Raw genomic sequence first — 4,057 nt, forward strand, 5'->3', positions numbered from 1 at the left:
TGTAAATGGTGATGAGGTTATAAAAATCCCAAGTAATAAGTCTGATTTGAAAGTCTTATTAAGATTTTTAGATGAGGATTATTACAAATCACCTTTATCAAACACAAGCTTTGTTACTAACTCTAAACGTGCATTGTAATTTTCAGTTAACAAAGGCATCAAGGTGACGCGTTACACTCGGCGGTTTTGGTATGAAGGCCGCTGGCTTGTTAAGTTCAGTGTTGGCGCACCTTATGCCAAGCGTTACCCGACTAGGTTCAGTTTTTTTTGTGTACTTAACTCCGCTGTCGCTGTGCGTTGGTCAATTCCAGCAGTATTCGTATGCAGTAAGAGTAGTTCGTCGTTCATAGCGGCTTCTTATTTTTAAACGTCTCAACGGCTTGCGTGAATGTTCGCTGATAACCGCGCCAACTTCTTTATTTGGTTTTAACCATGGTTCGGCCGTGGCGGTTGATGCTCCGTGTACTTATTCGTTCTTAAATCTCTCAGCTATTGTCGCGCCATTTTCGAGGATAGCCGCTTTCAATATTGTGGTCGGTACGCTGGCAGGGAAGTGGTTACATTTTGGTGGTTGCCGTAAGCCGTAAAATTGTGGACGATGTTCGCGGCTTTAGTTTGGGCTGCCTTTTAATCAGTATTGGCGAGCGTTTCGGCTTCATCTTTTCTAGGTAAGCCATAGTGCTAACTTCATCGTAGCCGCTACTTTGTGGGTAAACGCGCAGTAATTTTCGTGGTTATAGTTTTGAATTTGTTTACCTTGAGTTAGGTGTTTGTCGCGCTCAATCTGCGCAGTTATTAACTGCATTTCATCATGGCAGGCAAGCTGCTTTAGCCAAGTCAAACGGCCGGGTAACAAGGCCATTAATACGACCACCAACGCTCGGCATTCTAGGTCTGAATTGGCTTTAGTGTTTTCGGTGGTCTATCAACATTATCGTAATACGTTGTGGCGTATTATGGCGAGCGTTACCCGACTTGGTTGAGTTCTTTTTGCTTACTTTACTCCGCTGTCGCTGTGAGTTGGTCAATTCCAGATAAATCCGTATGCAGTTAGAATCGTTCGTCGTTCATAGCGGCTTCTTATTTTTAAATGTCTCAACGACTTGCGTGAATGTTCGCTGGTCACCACGCCAACTTCTTTATTGGGTTTTAACCATGGTTCGGCCGTGGCGGTTGATACTCCGTGTACTTACCAGTTCTTAAATTTCTTAGCTATTGCCGCGCCGTCATCGAGGATAGCCGCTTTCAATATTGTTGTCGGTGCGCTGGCAGGGAAGTGGTTACATTTTGGTGGTTACCTAAAGGAATATAATTGTGGGCGTTGTTCGCGGCTTTAGTTTGGGCTGCCTTTTAATCAATATTGGCGAGCGTTTCTAGTTAATCTTTTCTAGATAAACCATAGTGCTAACATCATCGTAGCCGCTATTTTGTGGGTAAACGCGCAGTAATTTTCGTGGTTATAGTTTTGAATTTATCTGCCTTGAGTTGGGTGTTTGTCGCGCTGAATCAGCGCAGTTTTTAATTGCATTTCATCATGGCAGGCAAGCTGCTTAACCCAAGTCGAACGGCCGGGTAACAAAGGCATTAATGTGACGCTTAACACTCGGCGGTTTTGGTTTGAAGTGTATTCGGTTTTGTAAGTTCAGCGTTGGCGCACCTTATGCCAAGGCGTTATGCGATTAAAAGTTAAGCAATAATTCCTCAAATTAAAAAAGAGTAAGTGGTTTGGAAAAAGATATAATAGTTGATTATGATGAAAATATTGAACTGTATAAACAGTTTTCAAAAGCAATGGAGTCCCTTTTAAATATTTTATTGAGATCCTCATCCATCACACCTCATTCAGTTAGTGCTAGAGTTAAAGAAAGGACTAGCTTAATTAAAAAAATAGTAAAAAAAGATAAATATAGTTCATTAAGTGAGTTAACAGATGTCGTAGGTTTGCGCATTATTACGCATTACTCAGATGATGTTGATAGGATAGCAAATATTATTGAACAGGAGTTTTTGGTTGATGAAGAAAACTCAATAGATAAACGTACAAGCTTAGATCCTGATAGATTTGGCTACCTTTCATTACATTATGTTGTTGGTTTATCGGCTAATCGCTCTCGTTTAATTGAATATCAAAGATTTGACGGTCTAAAATTTGAAATTCAAATTCGTTCAATTTTACAACATACATGGGCTGAAATTGAGCATGATATAGGTTATAAATCTAAAAATGAAATCCCTAAGCCCGTAAGAAGGAGATTTTCACAATTAGCTGGTTTGCTTGAGCTTGCAGATGACCAATTCATCCAAATTAGAAATGAATTAGTTAAATATGAGCGTGAGATACCAGATTCGATTGTAAGCTCTCCAGAAGATGTGAGTATAGATACTGTCTCAATATATAACTACGTTAAGTCGAGTCAGTTATTATCAGGCTTAGATGCTGAAGTTTCTGAAATTTTAAATGTTCCGTTAATTGATTTAACGAAGGATAATGCGTCAAGGCATATAAAATATTTGGATTATTTTAATGTGGATACTATTTCGCAGCTTGAAGACATCATTAACTTATACAGAGTCCATATTCTAAGGCGTGCTTCCGATAGAGCAGGTAATTTAGAAGAAGATAAAACTTCAGTTAGTAAAGGCATTTCAATATTTTATCTATACCAAGTCCTAGCTTCACAGTTAGAAACTGAAGCAGACATATTGTCTTTTTTAAATAAAACGAAGCTTTCATCAAAAGATTATCGTACTGAATTTGCTTCATATCTGTTTAGATTTGGTGAAGGTATCGCATAACAAAGCCATCAATACGACCATCAACGCTCGGCATTCTAGGTATGAATTGGGTGTGGTGTGTTCGGTGGTCTATCAACATGTTCGTAATACGTTGTGGCGTATTATGGCGAGCGTTATGTGCTAAGTGTGACAAAGGAAAAAATTTGCTATAATGATTTGATGTTAAGCTTTATTGGCGGGAAAATGAACACTGAGTTTTCACTTGAATCAAGTGCAGTTGACGATAAATCAAGTGGTTATATTTATGTTTTGCAGAATCCAATGTTCCCACATCTAGTTAAAATTGGGTACACAACTAGAACAGTCAAAGAGAGAGTAAGAGAGATTAATTCCTCATCAGGTTTACCTGATGGTTTTGTGGTCAAGTTTTCCTTTTTATGTGATGACCCATATAGTGTTGAACAGGCAATTCATAAAGAGTTTTCACATCGAAGGCATTCAAAAAACCGTGAGTTTTTTGAAGTTAATGTTGAGGATGTTACTAGGTTTGTCGCATATAAGTATATTGATGAAAAGTTAGTAAATATTATACGTGACGATTTACAAACCGAAATTAAAGGCTATAAGGATCAGCTTAATAAAAAAGATGTCGAACTGGCTGATTTCATTTCAGAGGTGGAAGTGGCTTTCGATAATTACGTTTTATTATCTGATGAGGAGTTAAATATTGTTAAGAATGAGTATGATGAAAAAATAGCTGATATTCAGAGTTATACTTTTGGTCTCGAGTCAAATTTAATCAGGAAAGCAATTATGATTGAAAGGTTAGAACTAGAAGTTGAAAATTTAAAGAATAATTATACAAGACTCGAAATTATGAATAGTGATGCTAAAAATAAGTATTTTGAGCTTTTTAAATATTTAGAAAAGGTACTGCCAAATAAATCAAATGCCACTATGTATTGCCCTCATAAATATTGGGAACTACAAAGCACATAACAAAGCCATCAAAACGACCCTCAACGCTCGGCATTCTAGGTATGAATTAGCTTTGGTGTTTACGGCGGATATTGACAATAAGTCGTAATGCGTTGCTGGCGTTTTATGGCAGGTCGTTACCCGACTTGGTTCAGTTCTTTTTGTGTACCTAACTCCGTAGTCGCTGCGAGTTGGTCAATTCCAGTGAAATCCGTATGCAGTAAGATTCGTTCGTCGTTTGTAGCGGATTCTTATTTTTAAACGTCTTAACTACTTGCGTGAATGTTCGCTGGTAACCGCGCCAACTTCTGTATTTGCTTTTAACCATGGTTCGGCTGTGGCG

5 protein-coding genes are annotated in these 4,057 nt (G+C 38.2%); 4 read left to right on the forward strand and 1 reads right to left on the reverse strand.

Going from position 1 to position 4,057, the window contains the following annotated elements; translation table 11 throughout:
• The first annotated feature begins 380 nt into the window (after nucleotides 1-380).
• Nucleotides 381-587, forward strand: coding sequence for a hypothetical protein (locus L4C35_RS22815; protein WP_428465012.1), 207 nt, complete (start codon nucleotides 381-383; stop codon nucleotides 585-587).
• A gap of 77 nt (nucleotides 588-664) precedes the next feature.
• Here L4C35_RS22815 and L4C35_RS22820 read toward each other — a convergent pair whose 3' ends face one another.
• Nucleotides 665-862, reverse strand: a complete 198-nt coding sequence (locus L4C35_RS22820) for a hypothetical protein (RefSeq protein WP_428465013.1) — start codon at nucleotides 860-862, stop codon at nucleotides 665-667.
• A 241-nt stretch (nucleotides 863-1,103) separates the two neighbouring features.
• Here L4C35_RS22820 and L4C35_RS22825 point away from each other — a divergent pair, with 241 nt between their 5' ends.
• The 3 genes from L4C35_RS22825 to L4C35_RS22835 all read left to right on the forward strand — a co-directional run bounded on the left by L4C35_RS22825 (nucleotide 1,104) and on the right by L4C35_RS22835 (nucleotide 3,735).
• Nucleotides 1,104-1,337, forward strand: coding sequence for a hypothetical protein (locus L4C35_RS22825; protein ID WP_428465014.1), 234 nt, complete (start codon nucleotides 1,104-1,106; stop codon nucleotides 1,335-1,337).
• Nucleotides 1,338-1,725: 388 nt separating this feature from the next.
• Entirely contained in the window at nucleotides 1,726-2,796 is a 1,071-nt protein-coding gene (locus L4C35_RS22830) for a GTP pyrophosphokinase (protein WP_428465015.1), read from the forward strand.
• 126 nt (nucleotides 2,797-2,922) lie between these two features.
• On the forward strand, nucleotides 2,923-3,735 hold the full coding sequence (locus tag L4C35_RS22835) for a GIY-YIG nuclease family protein (RefSeq protein ID WP_428465016.1): 813 nt from the start codon (nucleotides 2,923-2,925) through the stop codon (nucleotides 3,733-3,735).
• Nucleotides 3,736-4,057 lie beyond the last annotated feature (322 nt).

It is taken from the genome of Photobacterium kagoshimensis (assembly GCF_050337045.1).
Lineage (GTDB): Bacteria > Pseudomonadota > Gammaproteobacteria > Enterobacterales > Vibrionaceae > Photobacterium > Photobacterium kagoshimensis.

What these genes read in the sequence shown, in the direction of transcription:
- L4C35_RS22820 (WP_428465013.1), bottom strand. Translation starts at nt 862, where the DNA reads ATGGCCTTGTTACCCGGCCGTTTGACTTGGCTAAAGCAGCTTGCCTGC.